At 28.3% G+C, this 26253-nt stretch carries 26 protein-coding genes, 1 tRNA gene and 1 pseudogene; 15 read left to right on the forward strand and 13 right to left on the reverse strand.

Annotation, left to right across the window (positions count from 1 at the left end; all coding sequences use genetic code 11):
- Positions 1-8 precede the first annotated feature (8 nt).
- From ASKIR_RS00185 to rsmA, 5 genes and pseudogenes are all read right to left on the reverse strand, one after another.
- Positions 9-1196 (reverse strand): replication-associated recombination protein A, encoded by a 1188-nt coding sequence (locus ASKIR_RS00185; protein WP_066352121.1) that lies wholly within the window; start codon positions 1194-1196, stop codon positions 9-11.
- Positions 1189-1956 carry a pseudouridine synthase gene (locus tag ASKIR_RS00190; RefSeq protein WP_066352306.1) on the reverse strand — a complete coding sequence of 256 codons (768 nt, stop codon included), beginning with the start codon at positions 1954-1956 and terminating at the stop codon, positions 1189-1191. The genes ASKIR_RS00185 and ASKIR_RS00190 overlap by 8 nt, the downstream gene beginning before the upstream one ends.
- 35 nt (positions 1957-1991) lie before the next feature.
- Complete coding sequence (locus tag ASKIR_RS00195; protein ID WP_066160693.1) at positions 1992-2954, reverse strand: KpsF/GutQ family sugar-phosphate isomerase; 963 nt, start codon at positions 2952-2954, stop codon at positions 1992-1994.
- A gap of 9 nt (positions 2955-2963) precedes the next feature.
- Entirely contained in the window at positions 2964-4952 is a 1989-nt protein-coding gene (locus ASKIR_RS00200) for a ribonuclease J (protein WP_082946399.1), read from the reverse strand.
- Positions 4924-5734 (reverse strand): annotated as a pseudogene (gene rsmA / locus ASKIR_RS00205) (16S rRNA (adenine(1518)-N(6)/adenine(1519)-N(6))-dimethyltransferase RsmA). The gene ASKIR_RS00200 and the pseudogene rsmA overlap by 29 nt, the downstream one beginning before the upstream one ends.
- Positions 5735-5805: 71 nt before the next feature.
- Here rsmA and hisF point away from each other — a divergent pair.
- The 13 genes from hisF to ASKIR_RS00270 all read left to right on the forward strand — a co-directional run bounded on the left by hisF (position 5806) and on the right by ASKIR_RS00270 (position 18884).
- Positions 5806-6567, forward strand: coding sequence for an imidazole glycerol phosphate synthase subunit HisF (gene hisF, locus ASKIR_RS00210; protein WP_066352117.1), 762 nt, complete (start codon positions 5806-5808; stop codon positions 6565-6567).
- Positions 6568-7248, forward strand: a complete 681-nt coding sequence (locus ASKIR_RS00215) for an SIMPL domain-containing protein (RefSeq protein WP_066352115.1) — start codon at positions 6568-6570, stop codon at positions 7246-7248.
- A complete protein-coding gene (locus ASKIR_RS00220) occupies positions 7245-7790 on the forward strand; it encodes a phosphorylase family protein (protein ID WP_066352112.1) in 546 nt (181 codons plus the stop codon). The genes ASKIR_RS00215 and ASKIR_RS00220 overlap by 4 nt, the downstream gene beginning before the upstream one ends.
- Complete coding sequence (gene rlmN / locus ASKIR_RS00225) at positions 7790-8884, forward strand: dual-specificity RNA methyltransferase RlmN (RefSeq protein WP_066352111.1); 1095 nt, start codon at positions 7790-7792, stop codon at positions 8882-8884. The genes ASKIR_RS00220 and rlmN overlap by 1 nt, the downstream gene beginning before the upstream one ends.
- A 98-nt stretch (positions 8885-8982) precedes the next feature.
- On the forward strand, positions 8983-10392 hold the full coding sequence (gltX, locus tag ASKIR_RS00230) for a glutamate--tRNA ligase (RefSeq protein ID WP_066352110.1): 1410 nt from the start codon (positions 8983-8985) through the stop codon (positions 10390-10392).
- 52 nt (positions 10393-10444) lie between these two features.
- Positions 10445-10726 carry an RNA recognition motif domain-containing protein gene (locus ASKIR_RS00235; protein ID WP_066160714.1) on the forward strand — a complete coding sequence of 94 codons (282 nt, stop codon included), beginning with the start codon at positions 10445-10447 and terminating at the stop codon, positions 10724-10726.
- Between the two features lie 42 nt (positions 10727-10768).
- Positions 10769-11425, forward strand: a complete 657-nt coding sequence (locus tag ASKIR_RS00240; protein WP_066352109.1) for a response regulator transcription factor — start codon at positions 10769-10771, stop codon at positions 11423-11425.
- Positions 11403-12554: a sensor histidine kinase gene (locus ASKIR_RS00245; protein WP_128994495.1), complete on the forward strand. Its 1152-nt coding sequence runs from the start codon at positions 11403-11405 to the stop codon at positions 12552-12554. Before ASKIR_RS00240 ends, ASKIR_RS00245 begins: the two co-directional genes overlap by 23 nt.
- Positions 12555-12628: 74 nt before the next feature.
- Positions 12629-13012, forward strand: a complete 384-nt coding sequence (locus ASKIR_RS00250) for a FixH family protein (protein WP_066352107.1) — start codon at positions 12629-12631, stop codon at positions 13010-13012.
- Position 13013: 1 nt separating this feature from the next.
- On the forward strand, positions 13014-14204 hold the full coding sequence (locus tag ASKIR_RS00255; protein ID WP_066160723.1) for a TolC family protein: 1191 nt from the start codon (positions 13014-13016) through the stop codon (positions 14202-14204).
- Entirely contained in the window at positions 14201-15181 is a 981-nt protein-coding gene (locus ASKIR_RS00260; protein ID WP_115588049.1) for an efflux RND transporter periplasmic adaptor subunit, read from the forward strand. Before ASKIR_RS00255 ends, ASKIR_RS00260 begins: the two co-directional genes overlap by 4 nt.
- Positions 15182-15183: 2 nt before the next feature.
- The gene (locus ASKIR_RS00265) at positions 15184-18255 is read left to right on the forward strand and encodes an efflux RND transporter permease subunit (RefSeq protein ID WP_066352103.1); all 3072 of its coding nucleotides are present in this window, start codon (positions 15184-15186) and stop codon (positions 18253-18255) included.
- A gap of 65 nt (positions 18256-18320) precedes the next feature.
- Positions 18321-18884, forward strand: a complete 564-nt coding sequence (locus tag ASKIR_RS00270) for a YceI family protein (RefSeq protein ID WP_066160730.1) — start codon at positions 18321-18323, stop codon at positions 18882-18884.
- Between the two features lie 46 nt (positions 18885-18930).
- Here the strand turns inward: ASKIR_RS00270 and ASKIR_RS00275 are convergent, their stop codons facing one another.
- The 8 genes from ASKIR_RS00275 to ASKIR_RS00310 form a co-directional block, all read right to left on the reverse strand.
- Entirely contained in the window at positions 18931-20193 is a 1263-nt protein-coding gene (locus ASKIR_RS00275; RefSeq protein WP_066160733.1) for a homoserine dehydrogenase, read from the reverse strand.
- A gap of 57 nt (positions 20194-20250) precedes the next feature.
- Positions 20251-21462, reverse strand: coding sequence for an LL-diaminopimelate aminotransferase (locus ASKIR_RS00280; protein WP_066352102.1), 1212 nt, complete (start codon positions 21460-21462; stop codon positions 20251-20253).
- 4 nt (positions 21463-21466) lie between these two features.
- A complete protein-coding gene (locus ASKIR_RS00285; protein WP_170256926.1) occupies positions 21467-22273 on the reverse strand; it encodes a hypothetical protein in 807 nt (268 codons plus the stop codon).
- Between the two features lie 11 nt (positions 22274-22284).
- Entirely contained in the window at positions 22285-22974 is a 690-nt protein-coding gene (gene rlmB, locus ASKIR_RS00290; protein ID WP_115588048.1) for a 23S rRNA (guanosine(2251)-2'-O)-methyltransferase RlmB, read from the reverse strand.
- Positions 22975-22989: 15 nt separating this feature from the next.
- Positions 22990-23811 (reverse strand): 16S rRNA (cytidine(1402)-2'-O)-methyltransferase, encoded by an 822-nt coding sequence (gene rsmI / locus ASKIR_RS00295; RefSeq protein WP_066352095.1) that lies wholly within the window; start codon positions 23809-23811, stop codon positions 22990-22992.
- 9 nt (positions 23812-23820) lie between these two features.
- Positions 23821-24024, reverse strand: coding sequence for a 50S ribosomal protein L31 (rpmE, locus tag ASKIR_RS00300; protein ID WP_066160748.1), 204 nt, complete (start codon positions 24022-24024; stop codon positions 23821-23823).
- An 80-nt stretch (positions 24025-24104) separates the two neighbouring features.
- The gene (gene miaA / locus ASKIR_RS00305) at positions 24105-24980 is read right to left on the reverse strand and encodes a tRNA (adenosine(37)-N6)-dimethylallyltransferase MiaA (protein WP_066352092.1); all 876 of its coding nucleotides are present in this window, start codon (positions 24978-24980) and stop codon (positions 24105-24107) included.
- Positions 24981-24983: 3 nt separating this feature from the next.
- The gene (locus ASKIR_RS00310; RefSeq protein ID WP_066352090.1) at positions 24984-25169 is read right to left on the reverse strand and encodes a hypothetical protein; all 186 of its coding nucleotides are present in this window, start codon (positions 25167-25169) and stop codon (positions 24984-24986) included.
- 71 nt (positions 25170-25240) lie between these two features.
- Here ASKIR_RS00310 and mqnP point away from each other — a divergent pair, with 71 nt between their 5' ends.
- Complete coding sequence (gene mqnP / locus ASKIR_RS00315; RefSeq protein WP_066352088.1) at positions 25241-26116, forward strand: menaquinone biosynthesis prenyltransferase MqnP; 876 nt, start codon at positions 25241-25243, stop codon at positions 26114-26116.
- A gap of 46 nt (positions 26117-26162) precedes the next feature.
- A tRNA-Arg gene (locus ASKIR_RS00320) sits at positions 26163-26239 on the forward strand.
- Positions 26240-26253 lie beyond the last annotated feature (14 nt).

Consider the following 26253-nt stretch of genomic DNA (forward strand, 5'->3'; position numbering starts at 1 on the left):
ATCTTCTCCTATTTCGCTATATTTTTTATCTTTGATATCCACTCATTTAGAGTTTTTTCATAAGCAATATTTAGATTTTCATAAAGTTTCAAATCCTCTTTTAAATACTCTTGCTCTACATAACCACCAAAATCATGTGGATATAGGTATCCAATATGTTGTGAATCTAAATGTTTTGGAATATCTAATATTTTACCATTTTTAATCAGTTCAAGTGCTTTATTTACAGCTTTATACGCACTATTTGATTTAGGGCTAGAGGCTAGGTATATTGCACATTGAGCTAAAATAATTCTAGATTCTGGATAGCCTATTTTATTGCAAGCTAGCATTGTACTTGTTGCAAGATTTAAAGCATTTGGATTTGCATTTCCTATATCTTCACTTGCAAAAATTACAAATCTTCTAGTTATAAAATCAACACTCTCTCCACCATCAATTAATCTTGCCATATAATATAATGCAGCATCAATATTTGAACCTCTTAAAGATTTAATCATTGCACTTGCTAAATCATAGTGAGAACTACTAGAACTTACACCATCTCCTATTACATTTGCTCTTAATTGTTTTAAAGTATCTATTGAAATATTTTGATTTACTTTATATGCAAAGTTTAATAGAGTAAGCATAGCTCTGGCATCTCCAGAGCTTGAATATATCAAGTAATCTTTAACTTCACTTGATAAATTAATATCAATATCTTTTAAAACACTCTTTAAAATATTTTCCATCTCATCATAAGTAAATGGTAAAAACTCATATAAAAATGATCTTGAACGAATTGCAGATGTTAAAGTAAAAAAAGGATTCTCTGTACTTGCTCCAATTATAGTTGCATTATAGTTTTCCATTATTGGAAGAAGAACTTCTTGTTGATTTTTTGATAATCTATGAACTTCATCAATAAATATTAAAGGCTTAATAAAACTATTTTTATATCTTTCAAATACCTTTCTTAAATCTTCAATTTTAAATGTTGTTGCATTAAAGTAGTAGTAATCTGTTCCAACTTCTTTTGCAATGATTTTAGCTAATGTAGTTTTTCCAGTTCCAGGTTTTCCATAAAAAAATAGATGTGGAATATCTTTGTTTTTAATAAGTTGATAAAGTGCTTTATCTTTACCAATTATATGGGATTGACCAACAAAATTCTCAAGATTTGTTGGTCTGTATCTATTTGACAAATCAGTCATTATTCTCTTCATTTAGGAAAATTCTAAGATTTTTATACTCCTCTTTTGTCAAAAATCTTGATTTTCCACTAGGAAGGTTATTGAGGCTAACTCCTCCATACTCTAATCTTTTAAGATCCATAACAGTTAGTCCAAAATGTGCAAAAAATCTTCTTAATTCTCTATTTTTACCCTCATTTATTACAACTTTTATTTTAGAAGTTTTCTCTGTATTTGTTTGTATATCATAAGCTAAAAATGGTGAAAACTGCATAGATTTTATCTTTGTATTTTTATATGCACCTTTTGTTGCATCCTCAATTGTAATTCCACTTTGCATAGCTTGTTCAACTTTAGGAGTTATAAAACCATTTACTTTAATCTTATAGACTCTCTCTAAATTTGAGTGCATTAGTGTATTTACAACCTCTACACTGTCACTTAAAAGCAAAAGTCCTTCACTAGCATAGTCAAGTCGCCCTACGCTCATAAAGTGCTTATATTTGCTCTCTAAGCTATCATAAATAGTTCTTCTTCCTTGAGGATCACTTTTGCTTACAATTTCACCTTTTGGTTTATTGTAAACGATTACAGTGTACATTCTATTTTTATCTTCTTTGATTATTTTTTTACCAATTTCAACTTTATCTGTTGTTTTTACTTTTGTAGCTAAATCGCTTACAACTTTATTGTTTACTCTAACTTTACCTTCAGCAATAAGAGTATCGGCTTCTCTTCTTGAATAGCCACTATTATGAGATATAAACTTATTTAATCTCATAATTTCATAAGGCTCTTTTTTATCTAACTCTTTTTTCATTTTATACCAGCCTCTAATAAATCGTGGATATGTAAAACTCCTAGAAGTTTCTTATTTTTATCTGTGATAATTAATTGTTGAATTTTATAGTTTTCAATAATTTGTAAAGCATCACTTGCCAAAAGATTTTCATCTTCAAAAGTTTTAGGATTCATTGTTGCAATAGTTTCAACTGTGCAATCTATAGAGAAGTCAGACTTCATAAGTGCTCTTCTTAAATCCCCATCACTTAATAATCCAACAACTTTTTCATCTTTATCAACAATAATTACTGAACCCAATCTTCCTTCACTCATTGTAATAATTGCATCTTTTAAAATAGTTTCACGTGAAACTATAGGTAAATTATCTTTTCTTAAAAGGTCATTTACTTTCACAAAAAGTTTTTTTCCAAGACTTCCACCTGGATGAAAAGAGGCAAAATCCTCTTTTTTGAAATCTCTTCTTTTCATAAGGCATACAGCAAGAGCATCACCCATAGCCATAGTTAAAGTAGTTGATGAAGTTGGAGCAGTATCAAGAGGACAAGCCTCTTTTGTAACAGCTATATTTATAAAATAGTCTGCATATTTAGCTAAAGTTGAGTTAGGATTTTTTGCCATAGCAATTAGTGGAATATTAAATCTTTTTAAATGAGGTAAGATTTGAATTAGCTCTTCACTCTCCCCGCTATAAGAGATTCCAAGAACAATATCCTCTTTTCCTATCATTCCTAAATCTCCATGCATAGCCTCTGTTGGATGTAAGAAAAATGAGCTAGTTCCTGTACTTGCAAGTGTTGCAGCAATTTTTGCACCAACTAGACCAGATTTTCCAACGCCAGTTACAATTAATTTACCTTTAGACTTTACAATTAATTCAACAATCTCTTCTATCTCAAAAAAAATAGAGTTTGAAGCTAACTCTAACTCTTTAGCTTCAGTTAGTAAAACATCTTTTACTATCTCTTTATAGTTCATTTTATTTCCTTATTGAACAAATATAGTAGGAACAATCATTGGGTATTTTTTGTATTTTCTTACACAATGTTTTCTAACAACTTTTCTCAGTTCATCTTCTAAAATTCTACTATTTTTAAAGATTCCTGGTTTTGCATTGGCTAAGAATACAGCTAAAATATCTTCAATCTCTTTTTCAAAATTTCTATCTTGTTTACTATCTGAAAGAAGTCCAAATGATGCAACTTTTGGTTTACCAGCAACTGTTCTATCATTTTCATTTATTTGGGCAACAATCATAACAATACCCTCTTTTGCCATTGTTTGTCTATCTATTACGACATCATCAGATATTTTATGATTTAGTTGATTATCAATATAAACTTTACCACTTTTTACAGCTCTTACTTTTTTAAGATATTTTGGAGTTACTTCAACTTGTTCACCATCACTCATAATATATACATTTCTCTCTAAAATTCCACAATCAATTCCTGTTTGTGCGTGTTTTAAAGCATGATTATACTCTCCATGAACTGGTAAGAAGAACTTAGGCTTAACAAGTCTTAGCATAAGCTTTTGTTCCTCTTGAGCAGCATGTCCAGAAACATGAATATCAGTATGATCTTGATATGCAACATTTGCTCCAGCTTTTAGTAGATGATTTATTATCTCAGATACACTTCCCTCATTTCCAGGAATTGCTTTTGCAGATAATATTATTTGATCTTCAGGTTTTATTTTTATATGTCTGTGTTCATGAATTGCCATTCTATATAGAGCACTCATTGATTCACCTTGACTTCCTGTTGTCACTATCATTACTTCATTATCATTATATTTACCAACTTCATGTGCTTCAATAAATTGATCTTTAGGGAATTTTACATATCCTAAGCTCATAGCAATATCTAAATTTTTTTCCATAGATCTACCAATAACACAGATTTTTCTACCATATTTTAAAGCTTTTTCAATAGCTTGAGCAACTCTGTGAATATTTGAAGAGAATGTACTCATAATAACTCTTCCTTTTGCTGTTGAAAAAATTCTTTCAAAAGTAGGAGAAACAGCTTTCTCTGTTTTTGTAAACCCTGGAGTATGAGAGTTTGTTGAATCAGATGTTAAAACTAAAACCCCCTCTTCTCCATAGTGAGCAAGTCTGTGAATATCTGTTGGAAATCCATCATATGGTGTGTGATCTATTTTAAAATCACCTGTGTGAATCATAGTTCCAGCGGCTGTTTTAATTGCAATTGCAGATGAATCAATAATAGAGTGAGTAATATGCATCCACTCAATCTCAAAATCATTTCCAATTTTAATAGGAACTCTTTTTGAAATAGCTCTAAATAGTGATCTATGCTCTCTCATTTTATGCTCATCAAATTTTGAACCAATCATCTCCAAAGGAAGTGCAGATCCATAAATAGGAAACTGCATCTCTTTAAATAGATATGGCATAGCTCCAATATGATCTTCATGACCATGAGTAATAATTACTGCAACAATTTTATCTTTTATCTCTCTAAGATATGAGAAATCTGGAATTAAAATATCAACTCCATGCATCTCACCATCAGGGAAACTCATACCAACATCTACAACGATTGCTTCATTCTCAGTCTCTACAACCATCATATTTCCACCAATTTCATTTAATCCACCAAGTGGAGTAATTCTAAGTTTGGCATTTGTGTTTAAATTGAGCTTATAGTGAGGATTTAATCTATCTTTGTGGATTTTTTCATTTATAAGATAAGATTTTTTAAGATCATTTGTCCATCCATCACCACTTGTTGGCATATCTTTATTAATAAATCTAGGTTTATTATTTGGTCTTTTCTTTTTGAAATGAGGTTTTTTATCACCATTTTGTTCAATTGAACCACTGTTTTCTTGATTTTCTTTGTTATTTTGATGTCTAGGAGCTCTTGGTTTAAACTCTCTTTTTTTAACTTCAACTGAAGAAGTTTCTTGTTGTGTAGCGCTATTTTCTTCTTTTTTTATCTCTTCCATTCTTTTACCTTTGTATGCATTTGGCTATACAAAGATGATGAAAGTTCATGAGGTCGTATATTGTCGTTTATTGATAACTCTTCAAATAGAGTCTCAATTTGAGATTTATCTAAGATTGAGTTTAGATTTTTTGATAGTTTTTTTCTTGGTTGCACAAAACAAACTTTTAGAAATCTATTTAAATCCTTATCAATCTTTTTAGTTAAATCTTTTTTTATATAAAGAATTGAAGATGTAACCTTAGGCATTGGGTCAAATGCTTCACGTGGAACATCAAAAAGAATTCTTGAATCTTTAGAGATAAGTTCAGTAATTATCCCTAAAGATGAGAACTCTTTATCATTTACTTTTGCAGTAAATTTCTCTGCTACCTCTTTTTGAACCATTACAATAATGTGTTCGCAAAGTTCATCTTCAAAAGCTCTTAATATAATATTTGTTGCGATATAGTATGGTAAGTTTGCTATTAAATCATATTTACCATCATGTAAAGATTTCAGCTCGTCCCAAGCTCTTAAAACATCTATATGTTTAAGGGTGAATCTATTACTCTCTATCTCTTTTGCAAATTTCGACTTTAAGATACCGATTAAATCGGTATCAACCTCATAAGCTGTCACATCTTTGTATTTAACTAAGTTCTTAGTTAAATCACCTAAGCCAGGCCCAATTTCTACAATATGATTATTGTTATGGGGCATCGATTGGATGATTTTATCTAAAACGGTACTATCTTTTAAGAAGTTTTGACCAAACTCTTTTTTTGCTTTTACTTTTTCCATCAAGTTGGGAGTATATCTTTTTTTAACTTACATTTAGGTAATATTTATTACTAATTTTTAAGGAATTTTACTTGAATAATCTAACAAAAAGAATAATCCCATGTTTGGATGTAAATAATGGAAGAGTAGTTAAAGGTGTAAACTTTGTAGGATTAAAAGATGCAGGAGATCCTGTTGAAATTGCAAAAAGATACAACGATGAAGGCGCTGATGAGTTAACATTTTTAGATATTAGTGCAAGTGTTGAAAATAGAGGAACTATTGTAGATATTGTTAAAAATGTTGCACGTGAGGTATTTATTCCACTAACTGTTGGTGGAGGAATACGAAATTTAGATGATATTTATGCACTTTTAAATGTTGGTTGTGACAAAATCTCTATAAATTCAAGTGCTGTTAAAACTCCAAACTTAATAGATGATGGAGCTAAAAGATTTGGAAGCCAATGTATTGTTGTGGCAATTGATGTTAAAAAAGTATCAGATGGTTCATACCATGTTTTTGTAAAAGGTGGAAGAGAAGATACAGGACTTGATGCAATTTCTTGGGCAAAAGAGGTAGAAAGTAGAGGTGCTGGAGAGATTTTATTAACTTCTATGGATACAGATGGAGTTAAGAGTGGTTTTGATTTAGAAATTACAAAAGAGATTTCAAAAATTGTAAATATTCCAGTAATTGCAAGTGGTGGAGCTGGAAATATGAGACATTTTAAAGATGCTTTTGAAGCTGGTGCTGATGCTGCATTGGCTGCTTCAATTTTTCACTTTAAAGAGGTTGATATTATGGAGTTAAAAAAATATCTAAAAGAGAATAATGTAAATGTTAGGTTATAGATGAAAAGAGTATCAAAGCTTCTACTTCTTTTGCCTATTTTTGCTCTCTCTTATGAATTAAACTTTAATAATAGTTTTTCAAAGAGTTTAAAGCCTGATATATTATCATCAACAGTAAATATAAGTGTTACAAAAGAAAATGAGAACAGTGCAAATAAAGAGATAGAGAAATTTAATTATTTCTTAAAGAATACAAAAAATATTACATTAAAAAATACAAATTATAATTTGACACCAAAATATGAGTACATAGAGAATAAGCCATATTTCAAAGGTTTTATAGCAACTATAAATTTTGTAGTAGAATCAAAAGAATCATCTATAATAAATAGTTTTTTATCCGATTTATTGGCATTTAAAGATAGTCAAAAAAAGAGTGATATAAAAATAAATATATCTAATTTATCTTGGGATGTTAGTGAAAAATTACAAAATAAAATTATTGATAACTTAAGATTAGAATCTATACTTTGGATTGAAGATTATGCAAAAGAGATATCTAAAAAGAGCTCAAAAAAATGTGAAATAAAAAGTGTAATAATTAATGAAGATGGTAATTATAATTTTTCTAGAGTAAAAGCTGTAGCATTTTCAACAAATAGTGAAAATATGGATATCTCACCAATAAGAAGTGAACAAAATATTAAAATTAATACAAATTATATTTTGGATTGTAAATGATAGTTAGTGCAGGAAAACAAGAGAGCTTTCCTTTTACAAAAGCAATTGGAGTTGGTTTGGTTGAAAGCGCAATGAACTTAACAAAAATTTGTCTATTTAATAGACCTGAGTTTATTTTATTTATTGGAAGTGCTGGAAGTTATGGAAATCACAATATTTTTGATATTGTAGAGTCAAAAAACTCTTCAAACATAGAGTTAAGCTTTTTGCAAAATTTTGCATATACACCAATAGATAATGCAGTTAGAATTGATACAGCTTTGACAAATAGTGAAGTTATTGTAAATAGTTCAAACTATATAAGTACAAATCAAATTTTATCAAAAGATTTTTTACAATACAATGTCGAACTTGAAAATATGGAGTTTTTTTCTGTATTAAGTGTTGCAAAAGAGTTTGAAATACCAGCTTTTGGTATTTTTGTTGTTACAAACTATACAAATGAGAATGCACATAGTGATTTTATAAAAAATCATAAAGAAGCAATGAACAGATTAGTAAAATATTTAGAAGATAAAAATATAATAAAAGAGGCAAAATAGTGGCAAAATTTGATGAGTCATCAATATATGACTACACACTAGATGAATTAAAAGAGATATTAAAGCCATCATTTAGAGCAAAACAGGTTTATAATTGGCTTTATAAAAAATATGCAAACTCTTATGAAGATATGAAAAATCTTCCTAAAGAGTTGATTGAAGATTTAAAAACAAACTATCCAATTGATATTTTAAAAGTTATAAAAAAAGAGCAAAGTAGTGATGGAAGCATAAAATATCTTTTTAAATTAAGAGATAATCATACAATTGAAGCAGTTTTACTCTTGATGAAAGATAAAAAAATTGATGAAGATGGACAAATTGTAAGAAGTGAAAAATATACAGTTTGTATCTCTAGTCAAGTTGGATGTAAAGTTGGATGTAGTTTTTGTTTAACGGCACGTGGTGGATTTGTGCGAAATCTTACAGTTGGAGAGTATATAGCTCAAATTGTTCATATAAAAAGAGATAATGAAATAGCTGAAAACAAGGCTTTAAATATTGTTTATATGGGAATGGGTGAACCTCTTGATAATTTTGATAACTTTGTAAAAGCTGTTGAGATTTTCTCAGAACTTGATGGTTTAGCAATAAGTAGAAGAAGACAAACGGTTTCAACTTCAGGAATTGCAAGCAAGATTAAAAAATTAGGTGAAAAAGATTTACAAATACAACTTGCTATTTCACTTCATGCTGTTGATGATGAGTTAAGAAGTGAGCTTATTCCTATGAATAAAGCTTATAATATTGCATCTATTATTGAAGCTGTAAAAGAGTTTCCAGTTGATACAAGAAAAAAAGTTATGTTTGAATATTTGGTTATAAAAGATAAAAATGATAGTTTAGATGCTGCAAAAAAACTTGTAAAACTACTAGATGGAATTCAAGCAAAAGTAAATCTAATATATTTTAATCCATATGCTGGAACTTCATATCAAAGACCTCTTGAAACTGATATGATGAGATTTAAAGATTTTTTAAATAGCAAAGGTGTTATTTGTACAATTAGAGAGTCAAAAGGTTTAGACATAAGTGCAGCTTGTGGACAATTAAGAGAGAAAGATATTAAAAAGGATGAAAATGGCAATTCTTGAGATAGGTTTATTAATTTTTATAATAGTAGTAGTAGTTTCAAGTGGAATTGGATTTTATATACATAATAAAAAAAATGAAAAAGATGAGGAGAATTAATATGACAGTTACAAGATTTGCACCAAGTCCAACAGGATATTTACATATTGGTGGATTAAGAACAGCTTTATATAGTTATTTATGGGCAAGAAAAAATGGTGGAACTTTTAGACTTAGAATTGAAGATACAGATTTAGCAAGAAATAGTGAAGAGGCATTGGGTGCTATTATAGAAGCTTTTAATTGGGTTGGTTTATCTTATGATGGAGAGGTTGAGTATCAATCAAAAAGAACAGAGATTTATAAAGAGTATATAAACAGACTACTTGAAAATGGAAATGCTTATAAATGTTATATGAGCAAAGAAGAACTTGATAGCTTAAGAGCAAAACAAGAAGCTGCAAAACAAACTCCAAGATATGATGAGACATGGAGACCTGAAGATGGAAAAGTTTTACCACAAATTCCAGAGGGAATTGAGCCAGTTATTAGAATCAAAGCTCCAAAAACAGGAGAGATTAGATTTGTTGATGGTGTAAAAGGTGATATGAAGTTTGATGCCTCGTTTGTTGATGACTTTGTAATTGCAAGATCAAATGGAATGCCTACATATAACTTTGTTGTAACTATTGATGATATGTTAATGGAGATGACAGATGTAATTAGAGGCGATGATCATCTATCAAATACTCCAAAACAGATTGTTATTTATAATGCTTTAGGTGTAAAACATCCAAACTTTTATCATGTACCTATGATAAATAATCCAGAAGGTAAAAAGCTCTCAAAAAGAGATGGTGCTATGGATGTTATGGAGTATAAAAGACTAGGATATTTACCAGAAGCTTTATTAAACTTCTTAGTAAGACTTGGTTGGTCAAATAAAGATCAAGAGATATTTAGCATGAAAGAGATGCTAGAACTATTTGATCCAAAAAATATAAATAAATCAGCATCAGCATATAATGCTGAAAAACTTTTATGGTTAAATAGTGAGTATATAAAAACTGTTTCAAATGATAGATTAGTTGAAGAGTTGAAATTTTTTGATTTAGATTTAACTAATTATTCTAAAAAAGATGAGATTTTAAACCTTGCAAAACAAAGAGCAAACACACTATTGGAACTAAAAAAATCAATTTTAGATATTAAAGATGAGCCTACTTTATATGAAGAGGCTGGAGTTAAAAAATTTATCAAAGATGATACAAGTGAAGTTTTAAAAGAGTATTTAGAACTTTTAGAAAAAAATCTAAACTCTTTTGATAGTGTTGAAAAATTAGAAGCAATTACAAAACCTTTTATAGAAGAAAAAAGTCTTAAATTTCCACAAATTTTTCAACCAATAAGATTGGCTTTGACAGGTACTACACAAGCACCTTCTGTATATGATATAATTTTTGTTTTAGGCTTTGAAGAGGTGAAAATAAGAATTTTAAAAGCTTTGGAAAAAAATTTTAAAAACTCTTGATTTAGAAAAAATATTAAGGCATAATAACTAACTTTTTCAAAGGATTAAAAATATGAACATTTACGTAGGTAATTTATCGTACAGAATGAACGATAAAGATTTAGAAGCAACATTTGCTAAGTTTGGTGCAGTTAAAAGTGCAAAAATTATTATGGATAAAGAGACAGGAAGATCGAAAGGTTTTGCATTTGTTGAAATGGAAGATTCTGCTGCTGGTAATGCTGCTATTGAAGCATTAAATGGTAAAGAAGCAGAAGGAAGAACTCTAAGAGTTAATGAGGCAAAACCTAGAGAGGATAAGCCAAGAGATAGTAGACCAAGAAGAAGCTTCTAATCCTACTTTTTTAATGGGGCTATGCCCCATCTTTACAAAAATATGAAAATATTACTTTTAGAAGATGATTTAATCTTAAATGAAATTCTTGAAGAACACTTAATAAAACAAGAACATCAAATCACTACAACTTTTTCTTCAAATGAAGCTGTAAAAGAGCTATATTCACAAACTTTTGATTTACTTTTATTAGATGTAAATGTGCCAGATTTAAATGGTTTTGAACTATTAAAAGAGCTAAGAGATAATAATATTTTAACTCCAACAATATTTATAACATCTTTAAATATGGTCGAAGATATGCAAAAAGGGTTTGATAGTGGATGTGATGACTATATTAGAAAACCTTTTGAGCTAAAAGAGCTTGATATTAGAATAAATAATATAAAAAGGCTTTTTAATATAGATATAAAAATTATAAAAATCGATGAAAATAGTTATTTAGATTTACAAAATTTGGAGATAAATTTAAATAAAAAAAGTTTTGTAATATCAAAAAAAGAGTCTGAAATTCTTGCATATTTATTAAATAATCCAAAAAAAACTATCAGTATTGAAGAGATTATAAATAATATTTGGTCATATGAAGATAGTGTAGAAAGCTCTACAATTAGAACTTATATAAAAAATCTGCGAAAAATATTGGGAGAAGATAAAATATTAAATATAAGAGGAGTTGGATATAGATTTAACTTCTAGTGAAAAAAAAAGTTTTTTTAGCTTTTTAGCTCTTTATTTAGGATCCTCTTTTATATTAATGTTAATTGCTCTATTTTTCTATTATCAAAATGAGAAAACACTTTATTTGGATTTAGTAAAATCAAATATGCAAAATATAGTATCTAAAGTTTCAAATAAAATAATAATGTCACATATGTTGGATGTTGAATTTGATAAAAATATATATTTGAATAATCAAGATTATAAAATCTCTTTTTATGATAAAGATAAAAATTTATTATTTGGAAATTTAAACGAAAAGTTAAATTTTGAACAAAATTTTTATAATGATGAAGAGAAATTAATTATTGTTGATAGTTCAACTGTAGGACATTTAGGAATTTGGTATATAGCTTTAAAAGACAATAGCTTAAAAGAGAAAATATCAAATTTAAAATTAAATATTTTTCTTATTTTTTTAATATTTTATACAATAATTGCTATTGTTAGCTGGTCTTTAGCAAAACTATTTCTAAAACCAATAAAAAATGAGAGAGAAAGATTAAATAACTTTATAAAAGATACTACTCATGAGTTAAATACTCCAATAAGTGCAATAATTATGTCTTGTGAAGATGATAATTTGACTAAAAAGCAAATAGATAGAATAAAATTTAGTGCAAAAAGAGTTAGTGAGATTTATAAAGATTTGACGTATATATTTTTAGGAAATATTGAAAAAAAAAGTTTAAATAAAATAGATTTATCAAAAGTTATTAAAGAAGAGATTATAAATTTTGAGCCAATGATTGCTAGAAAAAGATTAAAAATCAACCTTAATATAGAAGAGTTCTTTTATGAGATAAATAAAGATGATTTTATAAGACTTTTTAATAATCTATTCTCAAATGCTATAAAATATAATAAAACTGATGGAAATATAGATATTATCCTGCAAAATAGCGAGTTAATAATAAAAGATAGTGGTATTGGAATATCAAAAGATAAAATAAAAGATATTTTCAACAGATATTATAGAGCAACAAATCAAAGTGGAGGCTTTGGTTTAGGACTTAATATTGTAAATATGATTTGCAAAACTTACAATATCAAAATAGATGTTCAATCTTCTGAAAATATAGGCTCAACTTTTACTTTAAAACTCTAAAAATATAAATCTACACACAAACTACACAAAGCTTTTGGTAAATTTTCATAAATCAAAATAAAGGATTAATGAAAATGAAAAAAGTATTAAAAGCTTTTGTAGTTATGTTTCTAATGGCTACGGTGTTAAATGCAAACTCACTAAAAGAGAGTTTAAATGTTGATGGATACAATCTTGAACTTACAAGCAAAAGAGATTTAAGTGCCGGAAGTAATGAGTTTTTTGTAAAAATTACAAAAGATGGAAAAGAAGTAAATGATGCAAAAATAAAAGCTAAGTTTTTTATGCCAGAGATGCCAGGAATGCCATATATGGAGCATGAAGGTGAAGGAAAATTTGAAAATGGCATTTATAGTTTTATAATTAATTTCTGTATGGATGGAACTTGGCAATATAATATCAGATTTAAAACAGCTGATGATAAAGTTCACTCTGTAAAAAGTAGCGTGAGCTTCTAAAATGAAAAAAGTAGTTTTTACTTCACTAATTCTCGCAATTTATTCATTTGGAACTTCGATTGAAGATATAGTACAAAAGAGTTTACAAAATAATTTTGATATAAAAAGTCTTGAAAACTCTATTGAAATTGCTAATTTTCAAATAAAACAGGCTAAAAATTGGGAAAATCCAATGATAAGCTTTAAAGTAAATGATATTATGCTGAATAAAAACTATTTAAATAAGCAAAAAGAGTATGGAATTGAGTTATCTCAAGCCATACCTATTGGTAAAAAACTTGAACTGGAAGAGAGTATTGCAAAAAAAGATAAATTATTAAAAGAACAAACGCTACAGGATATAAAGCTAGAATTTGAATCAAAAATTTATCTATATTCATACACTATTTTAATTTTAGAAAATAGATTAAAACTACTAAATGAATATCAAAAAAATTTAAATCGCCTAGAAGAGCTTTATACAAAACTATATTCATATGATAAAGTATCTTTAAATGAGATATTAAATACACAAATTTCAAAATATGATTTACAAATGAAAATAAATGAACTTCAAATAGCAAAAGATAATTTATATCTAAGTTTAGAGCAAATAAGTTATGAGAAGATTGATAAAATTGATGATAGCTTAGTATTAAAAGATATAAACAGACAACAAATTGAAGAACAATTAATATTTCATCCAAAGATACAAACACTTCGAACAACAAGCCAAAAGTATAAAGATACTGCACAACTTGAAGACGCAAAAAAGTTTTCAAGTATAACTTTAGCTTTAGAATATATGCAAAATAAAGAGCAAGATTATGCAAATATTACAATGTCTATGCCTCTACCAATTTATAATACAGAAAATATTAATAAATTAAAAGCAAATTTAAATACAAATGAAACTAATAATAAACTAGATAGTCAAATTCATAATTTAAGATTACAAACAAAAATATATCTAAATAATTTAGAGCAATATAAAACAAATTATAAAATCCTTCAAGAAAAGATTGTACCTATAAAACAAAAAATACAAAAGGTTTTAGAAGAGTTTGTAGGATTTGATAAAGAGAGTTTAAAAGAGAATCTAAATAGTTTAAATGAATTGATTGATTATGAAATGAAAGCAAGTGAACAACTTGAAAAATATTTTGAAAACTACAGTGAACTTATATATTACTCAAATAAAGGTGTAAAATGAAAAAAATATTCTTATCGCTAATACTTATAGCTATAGCTCTTAATTCCAATCCAATAGATGCTAAACAACTATTTAATATTGAAAAAGTTAAAGTAAAAAAAGAGAATTTTAAAGAATCAAAAGAGTTTTATGGAATTACAAAACTAAATGAGAGTAAAACGATAGATATTGTAAGCAGATTTGATGGATATATTACACATTTAAGTGCAAATAAAAATTATATGAATATTAAAAAAGGTGAAAGTTTATATACAATTTATTCAAGCGATATTGCATCAATAAAAGTTGAGATTGAAATAGCAAAAGATTTAAATAAAAATTTATATGATAAAGCAAATAGTAAATTAGAAAACTTTGATATAAAAAATGCTAAGTTTTTAAATAATGAAGTAGTTGTAAGTTCACCAATATCAGGAATAATCACACAAAAAAATGTAAATAATAAATCTTATGTAGAAAAAGGAAAAACTCTTTTTCAAATTTCATCACTTGAAGATATTTGGTTTATAGCTTCTATATATCAAGAGGATTTGAGTTTTATAAAAGCAAATATGAATTCTGTAATTAAACTTGATGGAGTAGAGAATCCAATTTTAGCAAAAGTTGATTTTATATATCCCGTTTTTAATGAAGAGAAAAAAACAGTAGATATTAGATTTGTTATAGAAAATTCACAAAATAAGATTTTGCCTTCAATGTTTGGGAAAGTAAAAATAGAAAAAGAGAGTAAAGAGATTTTAGTTTTACCAAAAAGTGCAGTTATAAAAAAATCAGACTCTTATTATGTTTTTATTCCAAAAGAAAATGGAGAATTTACACCTAAAAAAATAGAGGCAAAAAGAGTAAGTGGTGATAAATATGAAATTTTAAGTGGTTTAACTCTTGATGAGGAAGTTATAAATAATGCCCTATTCTTATATGATGCTGATGCTATGACAAATAGACTTTATGATGAAACTTCTGATGAGGAGTGGTAAAAATGGTTGAAAGAATAATAGACCTAAGTGTAAAAAACCGTTTTATTGTAATTTTTATTACTCTACTATTAGCTTTTGGCTCAATATATGCTATAGAAAATACAAGTTTAGACGCTATTCCTGATTTATCTGCAAATCAAGTAATCATTGAAGTTGAATGGAGCAATCAAAGTGCAAAAACTATTGAGGAGCAAATCTCTTATCCACTAATTTCAAATCTTATGAGTCTTCCTAAAATAGAGACAATAAGAGCTATGAGCAGTTTTTCAACTTCTATGATATATGTAATTTTTAAAGATGGAGTTGATTTATACGATGCTAGAAGTAGAATTTTAGAACAACTATCAACTTTGCAAGGAACATTCCCCTCTTTAGCAAAAGTAAAATTAGGTCCTGATGCTTCAGGTGTTGGTTGGGCTTATGAATATGCATTAAAATCAAAAAATAGAAGCCTTGATGAGCTTAGAACTTTGCAAGACTATTTTTATAAATTTGCACTTTTAGGAGTTGATGGAGTTAGTGAGGTAGCATCAGTTGGTGGATTTGTACGAAACTATGAAATTACTCTAAATCAAGATAGATTAATTCAATATGATTTAGATATAGAAGAGATTAAAGAGGCAATTGTTAAAAATAACAATGATAGTGGAGCAAGAGTAATACTTGAAAATGGTTATGAACAAATTATTAGTGCAAGAGCATATTTAAAATCAAAAAAAGATATTGAAAATATAACTATAAAGACTCAAAATAATATCCCTTTGAAAATAAAAGATATAGCAGAAGTTAATCTTACTTCAAATGATAGAAGAGGTATTGCTGAGTTAAATGGTGAAGGTGAAGTTGTTGGAGGAATTGTAGTAACTAGATATGGTGTTGATGTTCATAGTGTAATTAAAAATGTAAAAGCTAAATTAAATTCACTTAATGTTGATGATGTTGAAATAGTTGAGGTTTATGATAGAACCTCTTTAATTGATGCTGCAATTGACACTTTAAAAAGAACTTTGATTGAGGAGTCTATTATTGTTATGTTAATAGTTGCAATATTTTTATTCCATTTTAGAAGTGCTTTAATTATAATTATTACCCTTCCTTTAACTGTGATGATTAGTTTTTTACTTATGAAGATCTTTAATATTGGCTCAAATATTATGAGTTTAGGTGGAATTGCAATTGCAATTGGAGCAATGGTTGATGCAACAATTGTAATGGTTGAAAATGCTCATAAACATCTTCAAGGAAAAGAAAATATAACAAAAGAGGAGAGGATAGAGATAATATTATCTTCTGCAAAACAAGTTGGACGACCTATTTTCTTTGCCCTACTTTTGGTTGTAGTATCATTTTTACCTATATTTGCACTAAGTGGACAAGAAGGAAAACTATTTTCACCACTTGCATTTACAAAAACATTTGCAATGCTTTGTGGAGCAATACTTTCAATTACCCTAGTTCCTATTTTGATGATATATTTTATAAAAGGTAAAATCATTCAAGAGGATAAAAATATCTTAAATAGTTTTTTTATAAAAATTTATTCACCAATATTACGATTGAGTTTAAAATTAAAATACTTTGTGGTTACTATATTTTTTATAATTATAATTTCTGCCTTATATACATATTCAAAACAAAAATGGGAATTTATGCCCACACTAAATGAAGCAACATTTATGTATATGCCTGTAACTCCTTATGGAATTGGAGCTGATTTAGCAAAGCAGTTGGCACAAAAAACCAATATGGTTATAAAATCTTTTCCAGAAGTGCAAAATACTTTTGCAAAAGCTGGACGAGCAGCAACAGCAACTGATCCAGCACCACTTGCAATGATTGAAACAATTATTACTTTTAAACCACAATCACAGTGGAGAGAAGGAATGACTTATAAAAAATTAATTGATGAGATGGATAAAAAACTTCAAATTCCAGGTCTTATAAATACATGGACATATCCAATTAAAGGTAGAATTGATATGTTACTTACAGGAATTCGAACACCTTTGGGAATAAAACTTTATGGTAAAGATTTAGAAATTTTACAAGAAGAGAGCTCAAAAATAGAGAACATATTAAAAAAATATGAAGGCTCTATGAGTGTTAGCGCAGATAAGATAAATCAAGGATATTATTTAAATATAAAAATAGATGATGAAGCAATAAGTAGATATAACATAAGCAAAAATACTATTTTAGAAACTTTAAGTATAGGAGTTGGAGCTGTTCAATTAACTCTCTTTTTAGATAATTTAGAGAGATATCCAATAAGCTTAAGGTATGAATCAAATCAGAGAGAAGATATAAAAGCATTAGAAAATCTACAAATAAAAACTAATTTAGGATTTAAACCACTTAAAACATTTGCCACTTTGTCTTATGAAGAGAGTCCTTCAATAATTCAATCGGAAAAAGCACTTAAAGTTGCTTATGTTTATATTAGCCCAAAAAGTGATTTTTCTATACAACAATATAAAGATGATGCAAATAAACTTTTAAAAGATTTAAAACTTCCAGATGGTTACTATTTTGAGTGGTCAGGACAAAGTGAGTTTTTACAACAAGCAATGTCAAAATTAAGTTTTATTATTCCAATAGTTTTAATGTTTATATTCATTTTGATTTATTTAGCACTAAAGAATTTAAAATATACATTGATAATATTTTGTACACTTCCTTTTGCTTTAAGTGGTGGAGTATTTTATATAGAATATTTAGGATTTAATATCTCTATTGCTGTTATTGTTGGATTTATGGCACTTTTAGGAGTTGCTGCTGAAACTTCTATAGTTATGATGTTATATTTGGATGAAGCATATAAAAATATTAAAGAAAAAACAGATATTGCACTAAAAAATGCAATATATCATGGAGCTGTTTTAAGACTTCGACCAAAGCTGATGACACTTTTTGCAATACTTGGAGGACTTATTCCTATTATGTATATAAACTCTATTGGAAGTGAAGTTATGCAAAGAGTTGCAGCTCCTATGATTGGTGGAATAATTAGTTCAGCTTTTTTAACACTTTTTGTTATTCCATCAATTTTTTATATTGTAATGAGAAATAGATAATATGATTAATCTAATATTAACTATAAATATATAAGATTTAATTTATTTAAATATAAGGAGCAAAAATGAATTTATTAACAAAAATAACAGGTAGTTTAGTATTAGCAACTGCTTTATTGGGAGCTGCAGAGTATAAAGTAGATAATGCACACTCAAATGTAGGATTTACAGTAAAACATATGATGATTACAAATGTTCATGGTAATTTCAAAACTTATGATGCAATAATGGATTTTGATGAGAAAAATAGAACTTTTAAAAATTTGAAAGCTACTATTGATACAACATCAATTTATACTGGGATTGAAAAAAGAGATGATCATTTAAGAAGTGATGATTTCTTTGCTAGTGATAAATTTCCTAAAATGACATTTGAGATGACATCATATAAAGCAGATGGTGATGATGGAAAAATGACTGGAAATCTAACTATTAGAGGAGTTACAAAGAAAGTAACTTTAGAGGTTGAAGATATAGCTATTTTAGGAGATAAAATTGGTTTTTCTATGGAAGGAAAAATAAATAGAACTGATTTTGGTCTAAAATGGAACAAGGCTATTGAACTTGGTGGTGTTGCAGTTGCTGAAGAGGTAAAAATTAAAGTTGATGTAGAGGCTCAAAGAAAGTAGCTTTTGTAAGAGTTAAGATTTTTAATCTTAACTCTTTTTTATGTAATTAATCCTCTATTCTTATCATAGCTGGTTTTGTTAAAACCACTTTTGAGTGTTCAAGTTCATCAATAGCTTTTTTAATATCTTTTTCTACACAAGTGTGAGTTGTTAGAAGTAGATTCGCTTTTTCACGCTTAAGAGATTTTTGCATCATATTCTCTATAGATATATCATTATCACCAAATATTTTTGCAACTTTTGCCAAAGTTCCACTTTTATCAGCTACTTCAAGTCTTAAGTAATATTTTGTTTTAATATCATCTTTTGCCATTAAAGTTGGTTGAGTTCCTACTTGTTTTTCAAAACCAAGCATAGGAGAGCCTTTCCCTCGTCTAGCAATATCAATTATATTTGCAATAACAGCACTAGCAGTTGCATCACCACCAGCTCCTGCTCCATAATACATAGTCTCCCCTACTTTATCTCCAACAACAGAAACACCATTCATAACACCATCAACTTTTGCAATCATCTTATCAAGAGGAACTAAAACAGGATGAACTCTTAACTCTATTTCATTTCCTACTTTTTTTGCAATTCCAAGCAGTTTTATATTGTATTCAAACTCTTTTGCAAACTCTATATCAATTTTAGAGATATTTTGAATACCTTCAATTAAAATCTCCTCAGGTTTTACATCAATTCCATAAGCAATTGAACCCAAAATTAAAAGTTTATGAGCTGTATCAAATCCACCTACATCAAAAGTAGGATCTGCTTCTGCATAACCTAGCTCTTGAGCCTCTTTTAAAATTTGGTCATAACTAGCACCCTCGTTTATCATTTTTGTAAGCATAAAGTTACAAGTTCCATTCATAATCCCTTGAATAGATTTGATATTATTTGCACTTAAACCATCTCTTAAAGCATTTATTATTGGAATTCCACCAGCAACAGCTGCTTCAAACTCAAATGGCGTATCACTTGCAAGCTCTTGTAACTCATATCTATGATAAGCAAGAAGTGCTTTATTTGCTGTAACTACCGCTTTACCATTTTCTAAAGCTCTTTTTACAATCTCATAAGGTTTTTCAATTCCACCCATAAGCTCAACTACAATATCAATGCTATCATCTTCTAAAACTTCATTTATATCTGTAGTTAATTTAATACTAACATCTCTTTTTTTATCTAAATTTGAAACTACTCCAATGTGTGGAACAATCTCAACTCCAGCTCGTGCTGTTATAATATTTTTATTATCTATTAAAATATTTGCAACACTTGTTCCAACTGTTCCAACACCAATAATTCCAACTTTAAGCATTTACCTATCCTTTTGACTAGTTCCTATTTTAAAGGAACCTAATATTCTAATAATTTTTTACTCTAATGTTTTTAAATATCTTTTTATATTTTTTGCAGCTTGTCTAATTCTTTTTTCATTTTCAATCAAAGCAATTCTTACATACTGGTCACCATAGTGACCAAATCCAATTCCAGGACTAACTGCAACTTGAGCCTCTCTTAGAAGTTGTTTAGAGAACTCTAAGCTTCCTAAATGTTGTGCTTTTTCAGGAATTTTCGCCCAAATAAACATAGATGCATTTGGTTTATCCATAACCCAACCAGCTTCTGCAAATGCTTGAATCATAACATCTCTTCTTTTTTCATATTTAGCAACTATCTCATCAACACAATCTTGTGGACCATCAAGTGCAACAGTTGCAGCAATCTGAATTGGAGCAAACATTCCATAATCAAGCCATGATTTTATTCTTTTTAAAGCACCTACAAGTTTTTCATTTCCAACAACAAAACCAACTCTCCATCCTGCCATATTGTATGATTTACTTAAAGTAAAGCACTCAACAGCAACATCTAAAGCACCCTTGGCTTGGAAAATTGAAGGAGTTTTATATCCATCAAATGTAATATCAGCATAAGCAATATCAGAGATTATATAAAATCTCTCTTTTTTAGCCATAGCTACAAGTTTTGTATAAAACTCAGGAGTTACAGTTGCACAAGATGGATTGTGTGGGAAGTTTACAACTACATATTTTACTTTTGGAATTGACTCATCAATTGTTTTTTGAAGATTTTTAAAAAACAACTCTTCATCTACTTTAAACTCATTATCAAATACTAACTCAAATTTATGAATAGCTGCACCATTTAACATAAAAGCATAAGAGTGAATTGGATAAGTAGGATCTGGAACAACAGCAACATCTCCAACATTTACAATAGCTTGAACTAAATGAACATAACCCTCTTTTGAACCCATTGTTGCACAAGCGTGTTTATCTGGGTCTAAGAAATCTACATTATATTTTCTTTTGTACCAGTTGCAAATAGCAAGTCTTAATTTATATATTCCAATACTAGCACTATACCCATAGTTTTTTGGTTTACTAGCTGCATCTTTTAATTTATCAACAATATGTTTTGGAGTCTCTCCATCTGGATTTCCCATAGAAAAATCTATAACATCAACACCAGCACGTCTAGCTTCCATTTTAATAGCATTAACTTCTGCAAATACATAGTTTGGAAGTCTTTTCATTCTTTCAAATTCAATTTCGTCAAACATCTTATTACTCCTTAGTAATATTAAGCCCATTTCTTATATTTGTTAGGGCATAAAAATCATCAATTTTTACAAACCTAGCCTCACTAGGAACATTTAATCTTAAATTAGAATATCTTTTCTCTTTTTCAAAAACTCTTAAAATATTTAATTCATCATCATAGAAAACAACATTTGGATGCCAAATTGTTCCGTTGTTTGTCTCTATAGATAAAATCTCTGAGTTTGAAAGCTCAATCATATATGGCTTTGTTGGCTTTCTTAATGATAAAGAGCTATTATTTACTAAATCTTCAACCTTATATAGTGTTGAGTTACTTGAATCTATAAAATAACTCCACTTATCCTCAGCCTCTCTTCTTATTTTTAAAACTCTACAATTTGCATTTTGAAGCTCTAAAGATAATCTAAGAGGATTAATGGCGGCTGCGGTTTTTAACTTTATACTCCAAAAAAGTTGTTCACCATTTGTTGCTTGATTTTTTGTTATAAAATGTTGATTTCCAATAGCTTTTAAGATATCAGTTATATTTTTAAACGATTTTTTTGGACTTGAGTTAAATGTGAAAGTTACTTCAATATCTTTAATCTCATCATAATTTAGTTTTAAAAGTCCATTTTTATCTAACTCTTCACTAATTTTTATATAATCAATATTTCCATCTTTATAAAAGTTGCTTTGATCTTTGAATATATGATTAATTAGGTTTAGATGAGTATTATAATCTTCACTATCTATCATATTATAAATAGCTTGGTTTACATCTGCTTTTAAACTTAGTGCTAGAATAATCGTAAATAGTATTTTTTTCATAATAAATCTTCCTATCTTTTTAGGTTATAAATTAAAATAGCAGCAGCTGAACTTACATTTAGTGAGTCAAACTCATGCTCCATTTTTATTGAAACTTTAAGGTCTAATTTTTTTGCAACTTTTGGACTTATTCCTTCACCCTCATTTCCTAAAAATAGTGCAACTTTATCTGTTTGCTCTATTTTTCCATATTTTTTTAGATCAACTCCATCCATTGTTGCACCAATTAGTGTAAATCCAGCATCTATTAATTCACTTGCTAAATCAACACTTCTTGGATGAATACAAAATGGTAAATCAAGAAGTGCTCCAGCGCTTGTTCTTATTGTTCCAGAGTTATTTACTGTTTTTATATTTGAAGCAATTAAACCTTGCACTCCTAAAGAGTAAGCAGTTCTTGCAATTGCTCCAATATTTCCAACATCAGTTAGACCATCTAAAACAACTATAAAATTCATATTTTTTATATCTTTTAGAGGTGTATAAACATAATCACTAAGTTTTAAAATAAGCCCTTGATGATTTCCACCTTTTGCCAAAGCTTGAGCTTTTTGATTATCAACTCTATGAATTTTTTTATTTAGTTTTGCAAATCTTGAAAAAAGTTTACTATCAATCTCTTTTGATAAAAAAATCTCTTCTATTAAATCTTGATGTTTTTCTAGTACATATAAAACTATCTGTTTTCCGTAAATTATCATTTTGTCTCGTTTAAATTAATTTTGGATTTTATCCAATATTTCTTGATAAACCTCTTTTACACTTGCTCCTGTAAGCTTTGCAATTAGCTTTGCTTTTATTTTTGGAGCAATTTCAAGTGGAAGAATATCATCTAAGTCTAAATTAAAACCAACTTTCTCTTTGGCTTCAATTACAACAACCCATTCACCTTTTATCTCACAGTTTTTTAGCTCTTCATATAGCTTTTTAGCACTATTTTTATAGCTTTTTTCATAAAACTTACTAATCTCTTTTACTAAAAATATTGTTCTATCTGGCTCTTTTGTATTTAACTCTTCAAGTAGTTTTAAAAGTCTATGTGGAGATTCATACAAAATTGATACTCTAGGACTTCTTAAAACCTCTTCTAGTTTTGATGCCCTACTTGCACCTTTGTGATCTAAAAAACCAAAAAATGTAAACTCACTACTTGAAAATCCGCTCATAGCAAAAGCTGTTAAAAGTGCATTTGCTCCAGCAATTACTTCATAAGAAACACCATTTTTTATACACCACTCAACCAAAGTTGAACCAGGATCACTAATACAAGGCATTCCAGCATCACTACAATAAACAACATTTTTAGAAAAAGTATCTTTTGAAATAGTTTTTAAAACATCAGCTTCATTGTGAGAGTGAAAAGATTTGAACTCTTTATTTGAAAAATCTAAGTTATATTTTTCACTTAGAAGATTTAGAAGTTTTTTTGTGACTCTTGTATCTTCACAAAAAATTAGTTCCGCTTCCAATAGTGCATCAAGAGATCTTTTTGAAATATCATCAAGATTTCCTATTGGTGTTGGAACTAAGCGCAACATAATATAGAACTATTTTGCCATATTATATTTAGCTTTGAATTTCTCAACTCTTCCAGCAGCATCAACAAGTTTTTGCTCTCCTGTGAAGAATGGGTGACAAGAAGAACAAATATCAACTCTTAGAGTTTCAGTATTTGATTTTGTCTCAAAGCTATTTCCGCATGCACAAGAAACTTGACATACTTTGTAATCTGGATGAATATCTTTTTTCATTCCATTTTCCTTTTTAAAATTAAGCGTTTGGAAAAAGATCAAGTCCTTGCAAGTCCTTTACCAAACTTTTGAACTTGCGATTATATCTTAAAATACTTAATAATCTCTGAATTTAAGCTAGAAATTATGTTTGAAACTCTATTTTCAAATTGACCTTTATTAAAAGTGTTTTGTCGTTTTGCAAGTTTTAAGGTATTTTGAATAATTTTATCTTCAAGCCTTTTTTTATCAATTTTTCCATCAAGATATTGTAAAGTTTCAACAATTCCAATACTAGACATACAATTTGGCAATCTTGTATATTTTTTCTCTAAATATATAATCTCATCAATTAAGCCAGCTTCTATCATAGCTTTTGTTCTCAATGCAACTCTACTTGCAAGGTCTTCTTTTTCCCATAAAATCTCAAATATTTTTAAATCTGCACTTAGTGTAACTTTTGGATTCTCTTTGAAGTATTGACTTGGGATTAAACCACTTTGTTTATAAATAGAGTAGGCTTTTTGAACTCTATATCTATCATTTGGATCAATTTTTTGCATATACTCTTTATCTAAACTATAAAGCAAATTATAAGTATCATTTAAACTCATATCTAACTCTACATTTGAGTTAAAACCAAGGCTTAAACCATCTGTTAAAGCTTTTAAGTAAAAACCAGTTCCACCAACAATTATTAGATTTTTTAAGTTCTCTTGTGCAAATTTTTTTGCATTTTGATACAAATTTAAAAACTCAACAACATCAAACTTCTCATTTGGAAAAACTTCATCTATCCCAAAATGAACTATATCACCTCGCTCTTTTTTTGTTGGTTTTGCACTTGCAATATCTATCTCTTTATATACACAAAGAGAGTCAAGCGAGAGTATTATTGAGTTTGTTTTGTCTGCAAGTTCAAGTGATAGAGCTGTTTTACCAGATGCTGTTGTTCCAATAATTGCAATCTCTTTCATTTTTTAATCAACTTTTTTATAAGTTTCAATCTCAAGTTTTAGGCTATTTATCTCTTTCTCTTTTTCAACTAAAATTTTTATTAGTTCAGAGTTTGTCTTTTTGTTTGTAGCATTTTGTTCATTTTCAATTTTTGTTGCACAAGATGTGAAAAAAAGTATAAAAAGAGTTAAAGTAAGATATTTTTTCATAAATTTGCCTTTTTTGCTTGGATTATAACGAAAAAGCATTAATTTAATCATTATTAGATAATATTTTGCCCATGGAAAAATTAATAAAAAAAATAAAAGATTTTAGTGAACTTGTAGTGTTTCAGCACTCTGTTTTTGCTTTGCCATTTATATTTATAGCAATGGTTGTATCATCTTCACAGATAAATCAGACACCTTGGTTTGGGTTTAAGCTTTTGGTTTTGGGAACTTTGTGTGCAATATTTGCAAGAAACTTTGCAATGGGATTTAATAGATACATGGATAGAGATATCGATGGTTTAAATCCAAGAACTTCAAATCGTCCAAATGTAGATGGAAGAATTAGTGCAAACTCAATGTTGGCATTTGTTATTTTTAATGCAATAGCATTTATTGTTGTAGCATACCTTGTAAATAGTTTGGCACTTATTTTATCTGTTCCAATTTTAGTAATTATTGGTTCATACTCATACTTTAAAAGATTTTCATATTTAGCACATATAATTTTGGGAATATCTTTGGCTCTTGCACCAATTGCTGGAGTTGTTGCTGTTAGTGAATCTATTCCTTTTTGGGTGATACTTTTAAGTATTGGAGTTATGTTTTGGGTTGCTGGGTTTGATTTACTTTACTCACTACAAGATATTGATGTGGATAAAAAACTAGGACTTCACTCTATTCCTTCAAAATTTGGTGCAAAAAAGACAATGCTATTTTCAAAAGTTTTTCACTTTTTCACAGTTTTATTTTGGCTTTTGTTTGTGATTTATTCATCTGGTTCATATTTTGCATATTTCGCAGTTGTTATAAGTGCTTTGATGCTTAGTTATGAACACTATTTAGTAAATAAAGATTTTAGAAAAATAGATAGAGCATTTTTTACTGTAAATGGATACTTGGGGATTGTATTCTTCTTTTTAATCGTTTTAGATAATATCTTCTTCTAAAAATTTTAAGCAAAATTAGGATAAACTTCAATCCTAATTTTAAAGTGCGTCTGTAGTTCAACTGGATAGAATACTCGGTTTCGACCCGAGGGGTTGTGGGTTCGACTCCTACCAGGCGTACCATTTTCTAATATAAA

It is taken from the genome of Aliarcobacter skirrowii CCUG 10374, from assembly GCF_003544835.1.
GTDB classification, from domain to species: Bacteria; Campylobacterota; Campylobacteria; order Campylobacterales; family Arcobacteraceae; genus Aliarcobacter; species Aliarcobacter skirrowii.